This window comes from Nakamurella flava, assembly GCF_005298075.1.
Lineage (GTDB): Bacteria > Actinomycetota > Actinomycetes > Mycobacteriales > Nakamurellaceae > Nakamurella > Nakamurella flava.
The window spans coordinates 1,818,107-1,835,007 of sequence record NZ_SZZH01000001.1; the positions used below are offsets into that span (position 1 = coordinate 1,818,107).

The window sequence follows — 16,901 nt, forward strand, 5'->3', positions numbered from 1 at the left end:
TGTCATCCCTTGCTCCCCGCGTCTCAGGCCTGGGCCACCGCGGCGCGCAGCCGCTCCTGCAGCTTCTGCAGCGGTGCCACCCCGACGTCGGAGCGGGTCAGCGCCTCGATGCCCTGGATCGCCGCCGCGGCCCCGGCCACCGTGGTGATGCAGGGGATGTCGGCGGCCACCGCCGCGGTCCGGATCTCGTAACCGTCGACCCGGGGACCGGACTGCCCGTACGGGGTGTTGATCACCAGGTCGATCTGGCCGGCCTTGATGAGGTCGACCACGGTGTCCCCGCTGCCACCGGCCGCGGCGCCCTCGAAGTACTTCCGGACCACGTCGACCTGGATGCCGTTGCGCCGCAGCATCTCCGCGGTGCCCTCGGTGGCCACCACGCGGAATCCGAGGTCGGCCAGGCGCTTCACCGGGAAGACCAGCGACCGCTTGTCGGCGTTGGCGACCGAGACGAACACGGTGCCCGAGGTCGGCAGCGAGCCGTAGGCGGCGGTCTGCGACTTGGCGAACGCCGGACCGAACGCCGTGTCGATGCCCATCACCTCGCCGGTGGACCGCATCTCCGGCCCGAGCAGCGAGTCGACCCCGGTGCCGTCGGCCCGGCGGAACCGGTGGAACGGCAGCACGGCCTCCTTCACCGCGACCGGCGCGCCCATCGGCAGGGTGCCCCCGTCGCCGGTGGCCGGCAGCAGGCCCTCGGCCCGCAGCTCGGCGATGGTCGCGCCCAGCATGATCCGCGCCGCGGCCTTGGCCAGCGGCACCGCGGTGGCCTTGGACGAGAACGGCACCGTCCGCGACGCCCGCGGGTTGGCCTCCAGTACGTACAGCGTCTGGTCCTTCAGCGCGTACTGAACGTTGAGCAGACCGCGCACCCCGACGCCCAGGGCGATGGCCTCGGTGTGGGCGCGGACCGTCTCGATGTCACTGCGGCCCAGGGTGATCGGCGGCAGCACACAGGCCGAGTCGCCGGAGTGGATCCCGGCCTCCTCGATGTGCTCCATGACGCCGCCGAGATAGACCTCGGTGCCATCGCACAGCGCGTCGACGTCGATCTCGATGGCGTCGTCGAGGAACTTGTCGACCATCACGGGACGGTCGGCGCTGACCTCGGTGGCCCGGGAGATGTAGTCGTCCAACGACTTCTCGTCGTAGACGATCTCCATGCCGCGGCCGCCGAGCACGTAGGACGGGCGGACCAGCACCGGGTATCCGATGCGCTGGGCCGCGTCGTTCGCCTCCGGGAACGAGACCGCCATGCCGTAAGCGGGGGCGGGCAGGTCGGCCTTGCGCAGCAGCGCGCCGAACAGGTCGCGGTCCTCGGCCAGGTCGATGGCCTCCGGCGAGGTGCCCAGGATCGGCACCCCGGCCGCCTCCAGCGCCGCGGCCAGCTTGAGCGGGGTCTGGCCGCCGAGCGTCGGGATGACCCCTACGACGGTGCCGGACTGCCGCTCGGAGTGCACGACCTCCAGCACGTCCTCGACGGTCAGCGGCTCGAAGTACAACCGGTCGCTGGTGTCGTAGTCGGTGGAGACGGTCTCCGGGTTGCAGTTGACCATCACGGTCTCGTACCCGGCGTCCCGCAGCGACAGGGCCGCGTGCACGCAGGAGTAGTCGAACTCGATGCCCTGGCCGATCCGGTTCGGGCCGGAACCCAGGATGATGACCTTCGGCCGTTCGGTCTGCGGCGCGACCTCGGATTCGGCCGCCGGGTCGGTCTCGTAGGCCGAGTAGTGGTACGGCGTGGTCGCCGCGAACTCGGCCGCGCAGGTGTCCACCGTCTTGTAGACCGGGCGCACGCCCAGCGACCAGCGCAGCTCCCGCACGGCGGCGTCATCGGCGAGATCGTCGCGCAGGGCGGCGATCTGCTCGTCGGACAGCCCGTACCGCTTGGCCATCCGCAGCGTGTCGGCGTCGAGGATCGCGGCGGTGCGGACGGTCTCGCCGACCGACCGGATGAGCTGGATCTGGTCGAGGAACCACGGGTCGATCCCCGTGGCCTCGTGCACCTGCTCGACGGTGGCGCCGAGCGACAGGGCCTGCTCGACCCGGTAGATGCGGCCGTCGGTGGGGACGGCGATCTCGGCCAGGATGTCCTGCACCGAGTCGGCCGGCAGCGGCACCCCGGTCCAGAAACCACCGCGCTTGGTCTCCATCGACCGCAGCGCCTTGCCGAACGCCTCGGCGAACGAGCGGCCGATCGACATGGCCTCGCCCACCGACTTCATGGTGGTGGTCAGCGTCGGGTCGGCGCCGGGGAACTTCTCGAAGGCGAACCGCGGGATCTTGACGACCACGTAGTCCAGGGTCGGCTCGAACGCCGCCGGGGTCGCCTTGGTGATGTCGTTGGCGATCTCGTCCAGCGTGTAGCCGATGGCCAGCTTGGCCGCGATCTTGGCAATCGGGAACCCGGTGGCCTTGGAGGCCAGCGCCGACGACCGGGACACCCGGGGGTTCATCTCGATGACGACCATCCGGCCGTCCTCGGGGTTGATGGCGAATTGGATGTTGCAGCCACCGGTGGCCACACCCACGGCCCGCAGCACGTCGATGCCGACGTCGCGCATCCGCTGGTACTCGCGGTCGGTGAGCGTCATCGACGGGGCGACGGTGATCGAGTCACCGGTGTGCACGCCCATCGGGTCGAGGTTCTCGATGGAACAGACCACGACGGCGTTGTCCTTGCCGTCGCGCATCAGCTCCAGCTCGTACTCCTTCCAGCCGAGCACGCTCTCCTCGATGAGGACCTCGTGGACCGGGGAGGCGGCCAGGCCGGTGCCGGCGATCCGCTCGAGATCGTCCGGCGTGTAGGCCATCCCGGACCCGAGACCGCCCATGGTGAACGACGGCCGGATGACGACGGGCAGGCCGAGTTCCTCGACCGTGGAACGGACCTCGTCCATCGTGTGGCAGACCGCGGAGCGCGGCACGTCGCCGCCGATGGAGCGGACGACGTCCTTGAAGATCTGCCGGTCCTCACCACGCTGGATGGCGGGGATGTCGGCGCCGATGAGCTCCACGCCGTGCTTGGCCAGGATGCCCTGCTTGTCCATGGCGATCGCGGTGTTCAGCGCGGTCTGCCCACCGAGGGTGGCGAGCACGGCGTCGACCGGGTGGCCCTGGGCGGCCTGGTCGGCGAGAACCTTCTCGACGTACTCGGCCGTGATGGGCTCGACGTAGGTGGCGTCGGCGAACTCCGGGTCGGTCATGATCGTCGCCGGGTTGGAGTTGATCAGCGAGACCCGGATGCCCTCCGAGCGGAGGACACGGCAGGCCTGGGTCCCGGAGTAGTCGAATTCGCAGGCCTGTCCGATGACGATCGGCCCGGAGCCGATGACCAGGACGTGCGAGATGTCGGTGCGGCGGGGCATCAGGCGTTCTTCCCTTCCGGGGTGTTGCTGTCCATGAGCTCGACGAAACGGTCGAAGAGGTAGCCGGCGTCGTGCGGGCCGGCGGCGGCCTCGGGGTGGAACTGCACCGAGAAGGCGGGCTTGTCCAGGCATTCCAGTCCCTCGACGACGTCGTCGTTGAGGCAGGTGAAGGCGACCCGGGCCGGGCCGTAGGGGGTGTCGAAGTCGCCGTCCCGGGGGGCGTCGACGGCGAAGCCGTGGTTGTGGGCGCTCACCAGCACCTGCCCGGTGCGGCGGTCCTGCACGGGCTGGTTGATCCCGCGGTGTCCGAACTTCAGCTTGTAGGTGCCCAGACCCAGGGCGCGGCCCAGGATCTGGTTGCCGAAGCAGATCCCGAATAGCGGGATGCCGGCCTCCAGCACGTCGGCGGTCAGCGCGACCATCGCGTCCGCAGTGGCCGGGTCACCCGGGCCGTTGGACAGGAACACCCCGTCGGCCCCGACGGCGCGGACGTCCTCGATGGTCGCGGTGGCCGGCAGCACGTGGGTGGTGATGCCGCGGGCGGCGAGCATCCGGGGGGTGTTGGCCTTGATGCCGAGGTCGAGCGCGGCGACGGTGAACTTCTGCTCACCGGCCGCCGGCACCGTGTACCGCTCGGTGGTGCTGACCTCGCCGGACAGGTCGGCGCCGGCCATCCCGTCCGTGGCCTTCACCGCGGCCACCATCGTCTCGACGTCGGTGACGTCCGACCCGGAGAAGATGCCGCAGCGCATCGCCCCGGCGGTGCGCAGGTGCCGGGTCAGCGCCCGGGTGTCGACCCCGGCGATGCCGACCACGCCCTGGGCGGCCATCTCGTCGGACAGCGTGCCGGTGGCCCGCCAGTTCGACGGGCGCGGCGCGAGATCGCGGACCACGAAGCCGGCGACCCAGATGGCCTTGGACTCGTTGTCGTCCGGATCCTGCGGGCCGGCGGGGACGTCGGCGCGGACGCCTTCGGGCAGCGCGGTGGTCTGCCGGTCGCGGGAGCTGCCGGCCACCCAGCCGGTGTTACCGATCTGCGGAGCGGTGGCGACCACGATCTGCCGGCGGTACGACGGGTCGGTCAGCGTCTCCTGGTAGCCGGTCATCCCGGTGGTGAAGACGGCCTCGCCGAAGGCGGTGCCGGTGGCGCCGAAGGCGGTGCCGCGGTGCACTCGCCCGTCCTCGAGCACCAGGACGGCCGGTACCGGGGTGGTCGGGGTGGTGGCCCCGTCGGGTGAGGTGCTGGTCACGCCTGTTCTCCCTCTGTCTTCGTGTGCTGTGGTGTGGTGGGCAGCAGGGTGCGAGCCGCCTGCAGCCAGGTCTGCTGTTCGTCGGGATCGTCGGCCCGGACGCCACTGTCGAGCGCGGTGCCGTCCAGGTCCCAGGTCAGCAGCAGGACACCGCCGGCCTGGCCCATCACCTTCCCGGCGATCCCGGGGGCGGTGCCGATGGCCCGGAGGGCGGATCGGGGCAGGAACAGCGGTTCGGAGTTCTCGCGGTCGATGAGGACACCGGCCGGGGTCGCCCGCACCAGGGCGCGGTCGCGGACCCCCAGCCCCTGGGCCACGATGCGGTCCTGCCAGGAGCCGGAGCGGGTGGTGGAGACGTACACGCCGGCCAGCGGTGGGGTCATCTCGTCGCCGGTTTCGGCGGGAACCGCGGGCAGGGCGGGGATGTCGGCCTGACGCTGGGCCCGGTGCTGCCAGCCGCGGTACAGGCCCCAGAAGGCCAACGCGACGAACACCACCATGGCCAGCGTCAGCAGCAGCCGCTCCATCAGGCGGCCCCACCGGCGGGAGCCGTGGCCAGAGCGACGGTGTCGACGCCCCGCAGGTAGGTGGCGACCACCCGGCCGGGCAGCTCCATCCCCTCGAAGGGCGTGTTGTCGCTCAGCGAGGCGAGCTCGGCGCCGCGCACCGTCCAGGTGGCGGACGGGTCGATGAGCACCAGGTTGGCCGGTTCACCGACCGCGATCGGCCGGCCCTGATCGACGAGACCGCCGATCTCGGCGGGCTTCTCGCTCAGGACCCGGGCCACCCCGCGCCAGTCCAGCAGCCCGGTCCGCACCATGGTGGCGACGACCACCGACAGCGCGGTCTGCAGGCCGAGCATGCCCGGCTTGGCGTGGTCCCACTCGGTTTCCTTGTCCTGGCTGGCGTGCGGCGCGTGGTCGGTGGCGACGATGTCGATCGTGCCGTCGGCCAAAGCGGCGCGCAGAGCCTGGATGTCGGTCTCGGTGCGCAGCGGCGGGTTGACCTTGAACACCGGGTCGTACCCGACGGCGCGCTCGTCGGTGAGGATCAGGTGGTGCGGGGTGACCTCGGCGGTCACCGCCGTTCCGCGCCGCTTCGCCGCGGCGACGACCTCGACCGACCCGGCGGTCGACAGGTGGCAGACGTGCAGCCGGGATCCGACGTGGTCGGTCAGCAGGCAGTCGCGGGCGATGATCGCCTCCTCGGCCACCGCCGGCCAGCCGGTCATCCCGAGCCGCGCGGAGACGACACCCTCGTGCATCTGGGCGCCCTCGGTGAGCCGGGGCTCCTGCGCGTGCTGGGCGATGACCCCGTCGAAGGCCTTCACGTATTCCAGGGCCCGGCGCATGAGCAGCGGATCGGAGACGCAGTCGCCGTCGTCGGAGAACACCCGCACCTGGGCGGCCGACGACGCCATCGCCCCGAGCTCGGCCAGCCGCTGGCCCTGCCGGCCGACGGTCACCGCGCCGATCGGGTGGACGTCGACCAGGCCGACCTCCTGCCCGAGCCGGAAGACCTGCTCGACGACGCCGGCGGTGTCGGCGGTCGGGTCGGTGTTGGGCATCGCGAACACGGCGGTGTATCCACCGAGAGCCGCTGCAGTAGAACCGGTCTCGACCGTTTCGGCGTCTTCGCGGCCCGGCTCTCGCAGGTGGGTGTGCAGATCGACCAACCCGGGCAGCAGCACCAGGCCGGCCGCGTCCACGATCTCCGTGTGGTCGGACGCGGCAACCTCCGCCTCAGTACCCACCGCGGTGATGACGCCGTCGACGATCAGGACATCGGCCGGCGCCTCGCCGTAGGGCGCGGCACCCCGAATCAACACGCTCACAGGGCTCCCTCGGATCCGGACAACAGCAGATACAGCACGGCCATCCGCACGGTCACGCCGTTGGTGACCTGCTCGACGATGACGGAGTTCGCGCCGTCGGCGACCTGCGGGGTGATCTCCATCCCGCGGTTCATCGGGCCGGGGTGCAGCACGATCCCGTTCGGAGCCAGCAGGTCGCGCCGGCGGCCGTCCAGGCCGTAGCCGCGCGAGTACTCGCGGGCAGTCGGGAAGAAGGCGCCCTGCATGCGCTCCTGCTGCACGCGCAGCATCATCACCGCGTCCGCGCCGACCAGCGCCCGGTCCAGGTCGTAGGAGACGGTGGCCGGCCAGTCGCTGACCCCGACCGGCAGCAGAGTGGGCGGGGCGACCAGGGTGACGTCGGCACCCAGGGTGCGCAGCAGCAGCACGTTGGAACGAGCAACCCGGGAGTGCAGGACGTCGCCCACGATGACGATGCGGCGGTCCTGCAGTCCGCCGAGGTGCCGGCGCAGGGTGTAGGCGTCGAGCAGCGCCTGCGTCGGGTGCTCGTGGGTGCCGTCGCCGGCGTTCACCACATGCCCGTCGACCCAGGCCGAGAGTTGCTGCGGCGCACCGGACGAGGAGTGCCGGCAGACGACCGCGTCGGCTCCCATGGCCTGCAGCGTCCAGGCGGTGTCCTTGAGCGACTCGCCCTTGGACACCGACGATCCCTTGGCCGAGAAGTTGATGACGTCGGCCGACAGCCGCTTGGCCGCCAGCTCGAACGAGATGCGGGTGCGGGTCGAGTCCTCGAAGAAGAGGTTGACCACGGTCCGCCCGCGCAGCGTGGGCAGCTTGCGCACCTCCCGGCCGGCGATCGCCTGCTCGATCCGGGCGGCGGTGTCGAGCAGGTGCTCGGCGGTCGGCCGGTCCAGGTCACCGGCCGCCAGCAGGTGCCGGGGCATCGCCGGGCCGAACGGTTCGGCCGGTACCGAGGCGGAGCCGGCCTGTTCGGTGGGGCGTGCCGCACTGGTGGTGGTCATCGGATCTCCCCCGCGGTCGGGGCGGCGCGGACGAGTTCGACCGCGTCCCGGCCGTCGGTCTCGGCCAACCGCACGGCCACGTCGTCGCCGAGTGCGGTCGGGATGTTCTTGCCGACGTAGTCGGCGCGGATCGGCAGTTGCCGGTGGCCACGGTCGACCAGCACGGCCAGCTGGACCACCGCCGGCCGGCCGTGGTCGCGGAGGGCGTCCAGGGCCGCCCGGATGGTGCGACCGGAGTACAGGACGTCGTCGACCAGGACGACGACGGCGTCGTCGATACCGCCGCCGGGGATGAGCGTCTCCAGCAGGGCCCGGGGCGGCCGACGCCGCAGGTCGTCCCGGTAGAGGGTGATGTCCAGGGAGCCCACGCCGACCGGCTCGGAGCCGGCGGCGAAGGTGTCCAGCCGCTCTCCCAGCCGACGGGCCAGGTACACACCGCGAGTGGGGATGCCCAGCAGGACGACCGGCCGGTCCCCGTTCCGTTCGAGGATCTGGTGGGCGATGCGGTCGATGGTGCGCGCGATGTCACCCGGACCCAGGATCTCGGTGGCGACCGCAGCAGCGTTCTCGGCGACGGGCGTGCCGGAGCCACTGGCTCCGGACGAAGGCACTGTCACGCGAGACCTCCTTTCCCGCCTCACCGGACGGTCCTTAAAGGATGTCTTCCCGGCCCGCTTCCCCTGAACGGGTCGGCAAGCCGTCGACGATCCTAACAAGCCGTGGGGTCCCACCGGGGCCCCGCCCGCGGACCACCCCGTCATCCGAGCGGTTGGTTTGTCCGCGCACCACCGGTTCGGGTTGACGTCACGCGCTGTGTAGCGACTACTCTGCGTATAGATTGATCGTCTGAACTGCAGGACGCGGTCGCCGGACCACTGCGATGGGGCCGCGGCACCACGGGAAGTCAAGGAGCCTGGATGTCTGCCGACTACGCACACGCGCTGGGAGCGCGACTGCGCGCGATCCGGGCGCAGCAGGGCCTGAGCCTGCATGGGGTCGAGGAGAAGTCGGACGGCCGCTGGAAGGCCGTCGTGGTCGGCAGCTACGAGCGCGGCGACCGCGCCGTGACCGTCGCCAAGCTGGCCGAACTGGCCGAGTTCTACGGGGTTCCGGTCGCCGAGTTGCTGCCCGACGCCCGGGCCGCCCGCCGCGGCGCCCCCAGCCCGAAACTGGTCATCGACCTGCAGCGGCTCGCCGAGTTGCCGACGCACCAGGCCGGGCCGCTGGCCCGATATGCCGCCGCGATCCAGTCGCAGCGGGGCGATTACAACGGCAAGGTCCTGACCATCCGGTCCGAGGACCTGCGGTCACTGGCCGTGATTTACGACATGACGCCGGAAGATCTCACCGATCAGCTCGTGCACTGGGGTGTGCTTCCGGCCGGTACCGAGCTGGACTGAGCCACCCACCGCGGGTCACGGACCCATCAGGTCGCCCGGCCCGAGCCCGAGATGGCGCTCGAGGTCGGCGGCTGAATGGGTGCTGAGGTAGTCCACGAATTTGGCCGCCACCAGATTCATGTGCTCCTCCGCGGTCCGTCGGCTGATGTACAACCGATCAGCAATCGCCTGGAACGACTGGCCACGGGCCCGGCCGGAGAGCACCTCTCGCTGCCGCGGGCTCAGGGCCGGCATGCCGCCACGTCGTTCGACCACCTCGGCCAGGCCCACGAGAGCGGGCGTGATGACCGTCCCACCGGCGGCGACGGCGGTGATGGCCGACACCAACGCCGGCATCTCCTCGGCCTTGTGGATGACCCCCCGGGCACCGGCCGCCAGGCACCCGGCGAGAACCTCCCGTCGGTGCTCATTCGTGTAGATCAGGGCCCGGTACCCGGACGCGGCGACCGCCCGCACTCCGGCCGCTCCCTGCCGCACACCTTGTCGTCCCGTCCCCGAGAGGACGAGATCGACGAGGACCGCATCGACCTCGGGAGCCGCATCGAGGAAGGTCTCGACATCGGCGAAGGAACGAATGGACCGGGCCGGTGGGAGCAGTAACGGCAGCCCCTGCCGGATGACCGTGTCGTCATCGATGACGGCCACCGCAAGTGTCGACCACTCGACTGTCATCGGCCGACGGTTCCGTGGTCAGTGATGGTGATCGTGGTGCCCTGACCCGGCCGACTGTCGATGCGAGCGCACGCACCGATGCGCTGGACCTCGGCCATAACCTGCCTCCGCAGGCCGAAACCCCACTCCTGGTCCGCCGGGTCGAACCCGACCCCGTCGTCGTTCACCGTGACCTCCCAGGAACCACCCGGTCCACCGTCCGCATGCACGATGACCTGACGCGCATGCGCGTGGACACGGACGTTGTGCAACACCGTGCAAACGGCCGCCCCCAACACCTTGGCCCGCTCATCGTCGAGGACGACGGAAGCGGCGAGGTCGACCGAGATCGTCAACGGGAGGTCGCCGAATCCGGATGCCGCCTGCAGCACGGTGTCTGCGACCGAGCGGTCGGCGAGGTCCGTGGAGGACACCGGGTCCGCCACCCCACGGGCATCACCGAGAAAGATCCGAATACGCCCGGCGGCGGCAGCGGCCTCCGAGCGGAGCAGTCCCGCCAGGGCGGGGTCGAGACCGGGCTGGGCCAGCAGGCGCAGGACGGTGGCCTGGTCATGGAGCAGGAGCCGGTGCCGATCGAGCATGGCCTGCGCCGCTGCTTGCGCCGCGTCGGCCCGGGCCTGATCGGCGTCGCGGCCCAGCCGCCGGAGATAGCTGCTCAGCAACCGGCCGAAGAGCCCGAACGCCGGGAAGGCGAAGGTGTTGCTCCAGACGGTGGCGAGCTCCCCGGAGTCCCTGACCGCCGGGAGGCTCACGGCGAGGTATGCGCCGACCAGCACCGTCACTGCCGTCAGCGTCTGCCCCCGTCTCGGGAACCCGACTCCCGCGGCCAGCGCGGCGCCGACACCGACGGGATACCCCCACGCCACCCACGTCCCGATCCGCGTCGCCTCCGCCGTGAACCACGGTTGGGCGACCATCACCACCGTCGCGACCGTGAGATCAACGGCCGTCCAGGGGGCGCTCAGAAAACGTCGTCGCCGGATGGACACCACCGCGATCGCGACGGACTCCGCCAGGTAGGCGACCATCAACCCGCCGTCGAGAGCCGGAGCCGTGGACGACCGCAGACCGCCCGGTACCGACACGGCAAGTTGCACCAGATCGGTCGAACGAAGGACCAGAAAGATCGTCAGCAGACCGATCTCGACCCCGGCCAGCGTGGTCGGCAGCAGGGAACCCGCACGCCACCAGGCATGGGTCACGGGTCGCGAGATGTCCTCACCCGTCCGATCGACCGTGAGCTGTGAAGCGACCACTGGCGCAGATCCCTGCCTCAGGACCGGGGTCCCTGTCGCATCCGCCGGGTGACGGGGCGAGCGACATCGTGCCACCCGACCGGGTGGCGGTCCACCCCGTAGGTCTACGGATGGACACCTAGCCCTCCTGTGGCTACCTTCAGCGGTCCCGACGGAAGTCGGCCCCGTCGACGTCGCTACAGGAGACTGTGATGGCATTCGCAATAGGACAGAACGTCATCGCCCGGACCCGACTCAGCAACGGCGAATTCGCTGTCGAAAAAGGTGCTCGAGGCGTGGTCACCGGAACGTCCGGCTTCTTCTCGACGTCTCACGTCGTCCACTTCTTCGGAAGAAAGGGCGAGGCCATCATCGGCAACGTGAAGGGGTCGGCCCTTCAGGCGGTTCCGGCCGGGACCAAGATCGGTCGACCGGCATCTGGCGCACCCCGCAGGCGTTGAACCCCGGCCGGACGGTGACCGGAGGACCCCCACCCCCGGTCACCATGAGCGGCTAGCGCTGGCAGTACCAGGAGAACACGTCCCACCGGTTCCGTAACCCGGACCAGGCGCCCGGACCGTACTGGTTGGCGCAGGCCCGGTTGACGTCGATCCCGCCGCGGTATCCCCACGGCGCCGAACAGCGCCAACTGTAGGCGTCCCAACGGTTTCCGTACGTAGCCGTCAGACCCCAGCTCGACGGGTACTGCATGGAACATGCTCGCTGCATGTCTACTCCACCGACCGGTGTGGCCGCACTGGCCGACGGCGCGACACCGAGCGACAGCGCTGCGGCCGCCGCGAGACCGGCCGCCCCGACGACCAGACGCCGACCCCAGGTGGAGGACGGACGCTGCTCCCCAGTGGCTCTGTTACCCACGGATCTGACATTACCCATCGTTTCCACCCTTTCCTGTCCGCCGCTGTCCGGCGAATTCAGGAAAGGCTAAAATGAGCACCCCCCGCGCACTACCCGTAAAAGGACGGGGTGCTGATCGAACGCACGCGATCTCAGTCGGATCGGAGACCGAAACCAAACCCGAGCACTATTCTCGTGCTGCCCGGGTCCAGCCCACGCAGGTGCTCGAACGGGACGACCACCCGGCCCCTGTCCAGCGCTTCCCGGGCAACCGGGTCGCCGGTGTCCTCGACGAACCGCCGCAGGTCGGCCGTGACCCGATCGGGCAAGTCGTCCATCAGGTACTGATACCGACCGCCGGTCTCCGCCAGCACTTCATCCAGGAGGCGTCCGTCCGGGTTCGGGGATCCCCCCGCGGCCCGCTCCCGCGCCATCTCGGGCGTGACCACCTCGGCGTGGGTGCGGAATCGCTGCCGTGGCTCGCGGCGCGAGCCGTCGTCGTCAGGTCCGTCCTGCGCCATGACATTCTCCCTGGCCTCTCGGGGCTGCTACCCGATGCCCAGGGTGCCATGGCCCCCGCTGTCCAGGCTGCGGACCCGCGACCGCGTCCCGCCCACCGGAATACCGGCCGGTGATCATCTGTTGCGGCTGACGTGAGTCCCGACTCCGTCGCCCTCGAGGACGCGCTGTCGTCCCTGGACGTCCATCTCGGTCAGACCCGGCGGTGGAGTCTGTCCCCCGGCGGGACCGTCGATCTCGACCGCGGCCGCACCGTTCTCGGCTACGTCGCCCACGGCGAGGTCAGGGCCGACACCCTTGGTCGTACCGCCTGCGCGGTCGCGGTGTCGACCGGTGCGGCGACGCCGACGGAAGCCGGGCGGACCCTGATGGCCGGTGACGCGTTCCTCAGCCTCGGCTGCGACGCCCTCACGCTGCGGTCGCCCGGCCCGGGTCGGCTGGCGACGGCGGTCGTGCGCTTCGCCCCGCCGGCCGGTCTGCCCCCGCTGCCGCCCGTCGTGTACGTCCCCGGGTTCGTTCGCCTGGAACCGGCCGCGGCCGCCCTGGCCGCTCACCTGGGACCCCGGGAGCAGTACCCCACCATCTCGCAGGCCGGCGACCCGGTCATCTGCCGGCTCATGGTCACCACGGTGCTGTTGTCCGTCATCCGCGCCTGGGCGCAGACGGTGCACACCCCAGGTCCCGGACTGGCTCCGAGCGGCGATGCGTTCCTCGACCGCGTCGCCGCCGCCGTCCGGGACGACCCGGGCCGGGACTGGACCGTCGACCGGCTAGCGCTCGTCGGCGCCATGTCCCGGACCGTCCTGTCCGAACGGTTCCGCGCCGCCTTCGGGCGCAGCCCGGCCGGGTACGTGACCGAGGTGCGCATCCGGCGGGCCATGGACCTGTTGCAGCTGGGCCATTCGGTGTCCGAGACCTCCCGCGCCCTCGGGTACGCCTCCGACGAGGGATTCAGCCGAGCGTTCCGGCGGCACGTCGGGCAGGCCCCGTCGTCCTGGCGGGACCAGCGACGCGGCGTCCCGCCGGCGTGAGCCGCGGACGCCGCGCCGGTCAGCCGACGGCCGGGACGGGCTTCCGGGCGGACGCGGAGAACAGCGCGGCTCCGACCAGCAGCAACACCACGCCGAGCAGGTAGTTCGCCGTCACCCCGACGCTGTCCAGGAGCAGCCCGCCGACCCCCGCGGCGAGCACGATGCCCGTCTGGAAGCCCAGGACGACCAGGCTGCCCCCGGCCTCCAGCCGATCCGGCATGCGCCGCCCCACCCACACGTTGACGATGATCAACCAGGACGCGAACACGAATCCCCACACCGCGACCGACACCCCCAGCGCCACCGACGACCCGGTGACCGTCAACACCGCGACCAACGCGGCCGCGATGGTCACCGGCGCCCCCACCGCGAACGTCCGGAACCGGCGGTCGGCGACGGCCCCCACGACCACGTTGCCGACCAACCCGCCGGCCCCGAAGACCGCCAGGAGGACGACGATCTGCCCGGCGTCGAGGTCGCCGCCGCGTTCCAGCGCCGGGCGGACGTAGGTGTAGGCCACAAAGTGCCCGAGCACCACGAACACGTTGCCCACCACACCGGACAGCACACCGGGCCGGCGGAGGACCTCCGCGAGCACCCCGGGACCGGCCGTCGGTGCCGCCGGGACACTCGGCACCAGCATCCGCAGGGGAATCGCCAGGACGATGGTGAGCGCCCCGACCAGGCCGAACGCGGCACGCCAGTCGATCCACTCGCTGAGCACCACGCCCACCGGCACCCCGGCCACCGTCGCCAGCGACACTCCCGCCGAGGTGAACATGGTCCCGCGGCCCACCCGGTCCGCACCGGCGACCCGCGCGACGACCGTGATCGACATGGCCCAGAAGGCGCTGATGGCCGCACCCAGCAGGACCCGGGCCAGCAGGAGCAGCACCAGGTTGGGGGCGAGCGCGGCCAGGACCCCGGACGTTCCGGCGGCGACCGCCAACCCGACCAGCAGCGTCCGCCGATCCAGACGGGGGAACAGCAGGCCGATCGTGGGGGCGACCAGCAGGCCGACGAAGGCGGTCACGGTCACCGTCTGACCGGCCTGCCCCGGGCTGACGCCGAGCCCCCTGGCCATCTCGGTGAGCACACCGTTGGGCAGGAACTCGGCGGTCACCAGCGCAAAGCTGAGGAACATCAGGGTGCCGAGGGTGAGGTACGGCAGCCGCCCGGCTGCGGTCACCGGGGCGGACGGGCAATCGGTCGACGACATGGTCTCCACCCTGGGACGGCCCGACCCCCGGCGCCCGACCGGACGTCCGGGCGGACCGACCGATCGTCCGCGCCGACCGTGACGCAGCGGCGAATCAGTTGCCGCGCAGTCGCGGGGCGATGGCCAGGATCTGGCCGAGGACCCCGTTGACGAAACGGGGCGAGTCGTCGGTGGACAGCGTCTTCGCCAACTGCACCGCCTCGTCGACCGCGACCGGCGGCGGCACGTCGGCGTCGTAGGCGAGCTCGTACACGGCGATCCGCAGGATCGTCCGGTCCACCGCGGGCATCCGGTCCAGGGTCCAGCCGTGGGCGTGCTCGGCGATCAGGCCGTCGATGCGGTCCATGTGGGCGGTGACCCCGCGGACGAGCGCCTCGGCCCAGTCCCCCAACGGCACCCACTGCTGGGTCTGCGGGCCGGTCGGCGGCTGCAGCCGCTCGTCCAGCACCGTCAAGGGGTCGACACCCCGTGCCTCGGCCGCGAACAGCACGTCGAGCGCCCGCTTACGGGCCTTGCTCCGGGCAGACATCTGGCCATTCCCCACTGCGTGATTCGCGCTGTCTAGAAAAATGCGGCAGGCCGCGCCGGCAGGAAGCCGACGCGGCCGGGAGGTCGGAACGTCAGTTCACGCGACCGAGGTAACGGCCGTCGCGGGTGTCCACCTTGATCTTGTCGCCGGTGTTGAGGAACAGCGGCACGGCAATCTCCGCGCCGGTCTCCAGGGTCGCCGGCTTGGTGCCGCCGGTGGACCGGTCGCCCTGCAGGCCCGGGTCGGTGTGCTGGACGACGAGCTCGACCGAGGCGGGCAGCTCGACGTACAGGACCACACCCTCGTTCTGCGCGACCAGCGCGACCTGGTTCTCCAGCAGGTAGTCGGCGGCCGAGCCGACCGTCTGGGCCGGGATGTGGATCTGCTCGTAGGTGTCGCCGTCCATGAAGACGAAGTCGGTGCCGTCCTTGTAGAGGAAGGTCATGTCCCGCTTGTCGACGGTCGCGGTGTCGACCTTGACGCCGGCGTTGAACGTCTTGTCGACGACCTTGCCCGACAGCACGTTCTTGAGCGTGGTGCGGACGAAGGCAGGGCCCTTGCCCGGCTTGACGTGCTGGAACTCGGTGATCGTCCAGAGCTGGCCCTCGAGGTTGAGGACGAGGCCGTTCTTGAAGTCCGCGGTGGAAGCCATGTGCTTGCAATGCCTTTCGATCAGTTCGGTGGCGACCCGGTGTGCCGGGCCGGCTGGTGGGACGGCGCCCGCGCCGACCGGGCGACTACAGGATCCGCAGTTCCCGGGCGGTCAGCGTCAGGACGAGGTAACCGTCCGGACCGACCACGCCACTGTCCTCGATGCGCACTCCACCCCGGCCGGGCAGGTACACCCCGGGTTCGACGGTGACGCACATGTCGGCGGCCATGATACTGGCCGATCCGGCCGCCAATGATGGCGCTTCGTGCACCTGCAACCCCACCCCGTGTCCGAGTCCGTGGGTGAAACGGTCGCCGTAGCCGGCGTCGATGATCACGCCGCGACTGGCCTGATCGATGTCCGCGCCGTTCGCGCCGACCACGCAGGCCTCGCGCCCGGCCCGCTGGGCCGCCAGCACCAGGTGGTGGATCTCCCGCTGCCAGTCGGCCGGTTCACCGAGCACGACGGTGCGGGTCATGTCCGAGTGGTAGCCGTCGACGGTCGCGCCGAAATCGAACTTCACCAGATCGCCGGCGCCGAGGACGGCGGCGGTGGGACGGTGGTGCGGGATGGCGCTGTTCGCGCCGGTGGCCACGATCGTCTCGAACGACGGATCCGAGGCCCCCAGCACCCGCATCCGCTGGTCGAGGTCGAGGCCGACCTCACGTTCGGTGCGACCGGGCCGGATGCCGCCCGCCTCGATCAGTTCGGCGAACGCCTGGTCGGCCACCCCGCAGGCCCGCAGCAGGGCGTCGATCTCCCCCGGGTCCTTGACCGCCCGCAGCTCCTCGACCAGACCGGACGTGGCCGTCAGCTCGACGTCACCACCCCGGTCGTCGACGACCCGGCGCAACGCCCCGTGGGCGGACACGCTGACCGCATCGGCCTCGAAACCGATGACGCCCGCCGCGGTGGTCCGCAGCAGGGCGGTGTCGACCGGCCGGCCGATCAGCCGGGGCAGGTCCGGGACCTCCGCGGCGGACTGGGTGGTGTACCGGCCGTCGGTGCAGAACCGGGTGCGGTCGCCGTCGGCCACCCCTGACGCAGAGTCCGGGCCCGACGAACCGGCGTCGTCGGGCACTAGGTCGCCGTCGTCCGCGTCGTCGTCGGCCATCACCAGCAGCGCACCGTTGGACCCGGTGAAACCGGTGAGGTAGCGGACATTGACCAGGTCGGTGACCAGCAGACCGTCCAGGCCCCGTTCCCGCAGCACCGCCCGCAGGCGGGCGCGGCGGGTACTGGTGGGCGACCCGGTCGAGGTGGCCGACGCCGCCGGCGGCGACGGTACGACGGGTGGGCGGGAGTCGTGCTGCGAAGACGTCATCGCTGCTCA

General features: G+C 71.1%; 15 protein-coding genes. 2 read left to right on the forward strand and 13 right to left on the reverse strand.

The window, feature by feature from the left end:
• Positions 1-23: 23 nt before the first annotated feature.
• From carB to pyrR, 6 genes are all read right to left on the reverse strand, one after another.
• Positions 24-3,368 carry a carbamoyl-phosphate synthase large subunit gene (gene carB, locus FDO65_RS08200; protein WP_137448844.1) on the reverse strand — a complete coding sequence of 1,115 codons (3,345 nt, stop codon included), beginning with the start codon at positions 3,366-3,368 and terminating at the stop codon, positions 24-26.
• On the reverse strand, positions 3,368-4,618 hold the full coding sequence (gene carA, locus FDO65_RS08205) for a glutamine-hydrolyzing carbamoyl-phosphate synthase small subunit (protein ID WP_137448845.1): 1,251 nt from the start codon (positions 4,616-4,618) through the stop codon (positions 3,368-3,370). Before carA ends, carB begins: the two co-directional genes overlap by 1 nt.
• Positions 4,615-5,145 (reverse strand): PH-like domain-containing protein, encoded by a 531-nt coding sequence (locus FDO65_RS08210; protein WP_137448846.1) that lies wholly within the window; start codon positions 5,143-5,145, stop codon positions 4,615-4,617. The genes carA and FDO65_RS08210 overlap by 4 nt, the downstream gene beginning before the upstream one ends.
• Entirely contained in the window at positions 5,145-6,452 is a 1,308-nt protein-coding gene (locus FDO65_RS08215) for a dihydroorotase (protein ID WP_137448847.1), read from the reverse strand. The genes FDO65_RS08210 and FDO65_RS08215 overlap by 1 nt, the downstream gene beginning before the upstream one ends.
• Positions 6,449-7,375, reverse strand: coding sequence for an aspartate carbamoyltransferase catalytic subunit (locus FDO65_RS08220; protein ID WP_137449636.1), 927 nt, complete (start codon positions 7,373-7,375; stop codon positions 6,449-6,451). The genes FDO65_RS08215 and FDO65_RS08220 overlap by 4 nt, the downstream gene beginning before the upstream one ends.
• 74 nt (positions 7,376-7,449) lie before the next feature.
• Positions 7,450-8,070 (reverse strand): bifunctional pyr operon transcriptional regulator/uracil phosphoribosyltransferase PyrR, encoded by a 621-nt coding sequence (gene pyrR / locus FDO65_RS08225; protein WP_276606839.1) that lies wholly within the window; start codon positions 8,068-8,070, stop codon positions 7,450-7,452.
• Between the two features lie 300 nt (positions 8,071-8,370).
• On the opposite strand from pyrR, the gene bldD reads away from it, so the two are divergent.
• The gene (gene bldD, locus FDO65_RS08230) at positions 8,371-8,853 is read left to right on the forward strand and encodes a transcriptional regulator BldD (protein ID WP_137448848.1); all 483 of its coding nucleotides are present in this window, start codon (positions 8,371-8,373) and stop codon (positions 8,851-8,853) included.
• Positions 8,854-8,868: 15 nt separating this feature from the next.
• Here bldD and FDO65_RS08235 read toward each other — a convergent pair whose 3' ends face one another.
• The 3 genes from FDO65_RS08235 to FDO65_RS08245 form a co-directional block, all read right to left on the reverse strand.
• A complete protein-coding gene (locus FDO65_RS08235) occupies positions 8,869-9,525 on the reverse strand; it encodes a LuxR C-terminal-related transcriptional regulator (RefSeq protein ID WP_166442089.1) in 657 nt (218 codons plus the stop codon).
• Positions 9,522-10,727 carry a sensor histidine kinase gene (locus FDO65_RS08240; RefSeq protein WP_137448849.1) on the reverse strand — a complete coding sequence of 402 codons (1,206 nt, stop codon included), beginning with the start codon at positions 10,725-10,727 and terminating at the stop codon, positions 9,522-9,524. The genes FDO65_RS08235 and FDO65_RS08240 overlap by 4 nt, the downstream gene beginning before the upstream one ends.
• A 1,043-nt stretch (positions 10,728-11,770) precedes the next feature.
• Positions 11,771-12,139: a hypothetical protein gene (locus FDO65_RS08245; RefSeq protein WP_137448850.1), complete on the reverse strand. Its 369-nt coding sequence runs from the start codon at positions 12,137-12,139 to the stop codon at positions 11,771-11,773.
• 132 nt (positions 12,140-12,271) lie between these two features.
• On the opposite strand from FDO65_RS08245, the gene FDO65_RS08250 reads away from it, so the two are divergent.
• The gene (locus FDO65_RS08250; protein ID WP_137448851.1) at positions 12,272-13,168 is read left to right on the forward strand and encodes a helix-turn-helix transcriptional regulator; all 897 of its coding nucleotides are present in this window, start codon (positions 12,272-12,274) and stop codon (positions 13,166-13,168) included.
• A gap of 19 nt (positions 13,169-13,187) precedes the next feature.
• Here FDO65_RS08250 and FDO65_RS08255 read toward each other — a convergent pair whose 3' ends face one another.
• The 4 genes from FDO65_RS08255 to FDO65_RS08270 all read right to left on the reverse strand — a co-directional run bounded on the left by FDO65_RS08255 (position 13,188) and on the right by FDO65_RS08270 (position 16,892).
• Positions 13,188-14,387 (reverse strand): MFS transporter, encoded by a 1,200-nt coding sequence (locus tag FDO65_RS08255; protein ID WP_137448852.1) that lies wholly within the window; start codon positions 14,385-14,387, stop codon positions 13,188-13,190.
• Positions 14,388-14,481: 94 nt separating this feature from the next.
• Positions 14,482-14,916 carry a transcription antitermination factor NusB gene (gene nusB, locus FDO65_RS08260; RefSeq protein WP_137448853.1) on the reverse strand — a complete coding sequence of 145 codons (435 nt, stop codon included), beginning with the start codon at positions 14,914-14,916 and terminating at the stop codon, positions 14,482-14,484.
• Between the two features lie 91 nt (positions 14,917-15,007).
• A complete protein-coding gene (gene efp / locus FDO65_RS08265) occupies positions 15,008-15,568 on the reverse strand; it encodes an elongation factor P (RefSeq protein WP_137448854.1) in 561 nt (186 codons plus the stop codon).
• A gap of 85 nt (positions 15,569-15,653) precedes the next feature.
• Positions 15,654-16,892, reverse strand: coding sequence for an aminopeptidase P family protein (locus FDO65_RS08270; RefSeq protein ID WP_137448855.1), 1,239 nt, complete (start codon positions 16,890-16,892; stop codon positions 15,654-15,656).
• Positions 16,893-16,901: the final 9 nt, after the last annotated feature.

Bases quoted from the DNA above. Each gene is read 5' to 3' on its own strand.
- carB (WP_137448844.1), bottom strand. From the start codon at position 3,368: ATGCCCCGCCGCACCGACATCTCGCACGTCCTGGTCATCGGCTCCGGG.
- FDO65_RS08210 (WP_137448846.1), bottom strand. From the start codon at position 5,145: ATGGAGCGGCTGCTGCTGACGCTGGCCATGGTGGTGTTCGTCGCGTTG.
- FDO65_RS08220 (WP_137449636.1), bottom strand. From the start codon at position 7,375: ATGCCCCGGCACCTGCTGGCGGCCGGTGACCTGGACCGGCCGACCGCC.
- bldD (WP_137448848.1), top strand. From the start codon at position 8,371: ATGTCTGCCGACTACGCACACGCGCTGGGAGCGCGACTGCGCGCGATC.
- FDO65_RS08235 (WP_166442089.1), bottom strand. From the start codon at position 9,525: ATGACAGTCGAGTGGTCGACACTTGCGGTGGCCGTCATCGATGACGAC.
- FDO65_RS08245 (WP_137448850.1), bottom strand. From the start codon at position 12,139: ATGGCGCAGGACGGACCTGACGACGACGGCTCGCGCCGCGAGCCACGG.
- FDO65_RS08255 (WP_137448852.1), bottom strand. From the start codon at position 14,387: ATGTCGTCGACCGATTGCCCGTCCGCCCCGGTGACCGCAGCCGGGCGG.
- nusB (WP_137448853.1), bottom strand. From the start codon at position 14,916: ATGTCTGCCCGGAGCAAGGCCCGTAAGCGGGCGCTCGACGTGCTGTTC.
- efp (WP_137448854.1), bottom strand. From the start codon at position 15,568: ATGGCTTCCACCGCGGACTTCAAGAACGGCCTCGTCCTCAACCTCGAG.
- FDO65_RS08270 (WP_137448855.1), bottom strand. From the start codon at position 16,892: ATGACGTCTTCGCAGCACGACTCCCGCCCACCCGTCGTACCGTCGCCG.